Origin of the sequence: Mesorhizobium sp. M5C.F.Ca.IN.020.29.1.1 (assembly GCF_003997375.1) — a bacterium.
Taxonomy (GTDB): domain Bacteria; phylum Pseudomonadota; class Alphaproteobacteria; order Rhizobiales; family Rhizobiaceae; genus Mesorhizobium; species Mesorhizobium wenxiniae.
Genome location: NZ_RZSW01000749.1, coordinates 1 through 2,324, shown reverse-complemented (window position 1 = coordinate 2,324; position 2,324 = coordinate 1). Strand labels below are relative to the sequence as shown.

3 protein-coding genes are annotated in these 2,324 nt (G+C 61.2%); all 3 read right to left on the bottom strand.

Going from position 1 to position 2,324, the window contains the following annotated elements; all coding sequences use genetic code 11:
- Positions 1-291: ABC transporter ATP-binding protein (locus tag EOA85_RS33050; protein ID WP_164760051.1), on the bottom strand; the 291-nt coding region annotated here is incomplete at its 3' end.
- 4 nt (positions 292-295) lie between these two features.
- The gene (locus EOA85_RS33045; protein ID WP_127212510.1) at positions 296-1,240 is read right to left on the bottom strand and encodes a carbohydrate ABC transporter permease; all 945 of its coding nucleotides are present in this window, start codon (positions 1,238-1,240) and stop codon (positions 296-298) included.
- Positions 1,237-2,193: a sugar ABC transporter permease gene (locus tag EOA85_RS33040; RefSeq protein WP_095517243.1), complete on the bottom strand. Its 957-nt coding sequence runs from the start codon at positions 2,191-2,193 to the stop codon at positions 1,237-1,239. The genes EOA85_RS33045 and EOA85_RS33040 overlap by 4 nt, the downstream gene beginning before the upstream one ends.
- Positions 2,194-2,324 lie beyond the last annotated feature (131 nt).

Sequence of the window (2,324 nt, the reverse complement as noted above, 5' to 3'; positions counted from 1 at the left end):
GGCAATGTTTCCCGCGACCGTCATATTCGGATAGAGCGCGTAGCTCTGGAACACCATGGCGATGTCGCGCTTCGAGGGGTGGAGATCGTTGATCGTCCGTCCGTCGACACGGATTTCGCCTTCGGTGATGGTTTCCAGGCCGGCGATGGTGTTGAGCAATGTCGACTTGCCGCAGCCGGACGGGCCGACCAGCACGAGGAAGCCGCCCTTTTCGAGATCGAGGTCGATGCCCTTCAGGATCTCGACCGATCCGAACCGCTTCCTCAGCCCATCAATTTCGAGAAAAGCCATGCGATTATCCTTTGACGGCGCCGGCCATCAAGCCGCGCACAAAATAGCGGCCAGCGACCACGTAGACGAGCAGGGTCGGCAGTGCGGCGATCATCGCCGCTGCCATGTTGACGTTGTATTCGACGACACCGGTCGAGGTATTGACGACGTTATTCAGCGCCACGGTCATCGGCATCGCGTCACCAGTGCCGGCATAGGCCGAGGCGAACAGGAAGTCGTTCCAGATGTTGGTGAACTGGTAGATGACGGTGACGACGAAGATCGGCATCGAATTCGGCAGCATGATGCGCCGGAAGATCTGAAAGAAGCTGGCGCCGTCGACCTGTGCCGCCTTGACCAGTTCGGTCGGGAAGGCCTCGTAATAGTTGCGGAAGAACAAGGTGGTGAAGCCGAGCCCATAGACGACGTGTACAAAGACCAGGTTGACCGTCGGATTGCCCAAGCCGAATGAAAATCCCGTCGCGTTTCGCAGCGTCACGCCGAAACGGCCGAGGCTGCCGAGGATCGTCGCCATCGGCAACAGCACCGACTGGAACGGAATGAAGCAGGCAAACAGCATCAGCCCGAAAACCAGCGTGTGGCCGCGGAAGCGCCATTTGGTCAGGACATAGCCGTTGAGCGCGCCGAGCAATGTCGAGATCAGCACCGCCGGAACCACCATCTTGATGGAGTTCCAGAAATAGCCCTTGATGCCGGCGCAGGTCAGGCCGACGCAGGTCTCGCCCCACGCCTTCAGCCATGGTTCGAAGGTCGGCGCCTGCGGCAGCGCCAGCATGTTGCCGTTCTGGATCTCGTCCATCGTCTTGAACGAAGTCACCAGCATGACGAACAGCGGCATCAGGTAGAACAGGGCGAACAGCGCCAGCAGGCCGTAGACGACGATGCGGTTGACCGTCCTGGCACTGATGCCGCCAGTGCTCTGGCGAGCAGGCGTGGCAATGACGCTCATCGCGGCCGCTCCCTGAGCTCGGAATAGAGGTAGGGCACGATGATCGCGGTGATGGTCATCAGCATGATCACGGCGCTGGCCGAGCCGACGGCCATTTCGTTGCGCTTGAAGGTGTACTCATACATGAAGTTCGAAGGCAGCCAGGCCGAGCCGCCCGGCCCGCCGCTGGTCAGCGCTACGACCAGATCGTAGGACTTGATGGCGAGGTGGGCGAGCACGATGAAGGCCGAGAGGAACACCGGCCGCAGCAGCGGGATGACGATCCGGCGATAGAGCTGGAAAGTGGTGGCGCCGTCGATCTGCGCCGCCTTCATGATCTCGCCGTCGATGCCGCGCAGGCCGGCGAGGAACATTGCCATGATGAAGCCGGACGCCTGCCAGACGCCGGCGATCACCACAGTATAGATGACGAAATCCTTGTTCTTGATCCAGTCGAAATGGAAGCTCGTCCAGCCCCACTGGTGCAGCGTCTGCTCGAGGCCGAGGCCGGGATCGAGGAACCATTTCCAGGCGACGCCGGTGACGATGAAGGATAGCGCCATCGGGTAAAGGTAGATCGGCCGCAACATGCCTTCGCCGCGGATCTTCTGGTCGAGCAGGATGGCCAGGAAAAGGCCGAGCGCCAGGCAGATGAAGATGTAGAGAAAGCCGAAAATGCCCATATTGGTGATCGACGTGTACCAGCTCGACGGCGGGTCGCTCTCGAAAGTCCAGCGCCACAGCCGCTGATAGGCGCGCGGCCCTGATATGGCATAGGACGGGAAGGTCTTGGAGTTGGTGAAGGACAGATAGACCGTCCACAGGATGAAGCCGTAGACGAAGACGATGGTGATCGCAAAGCTTGGCGCCAGTACGATCTTCGGCAGGGCGTCCTGCAGGCGCGAACGCACCGAGGCGCGCGGACGCGCATTATGCTCAGGCGTCAGCTTGATCTGGGTCGCGACCGTTGTCATGGGCTCCTCCCTCTCGGGGTCCCTTCACCGCCAGGCGGGGAAGGATAGCCCCGTCGAGACGGGGCGTGTTGGTTGATCGCCGGCGCCATTCCGACCAGAGGCCGACCATCCTGGCTTGGTGGAACCTCCCC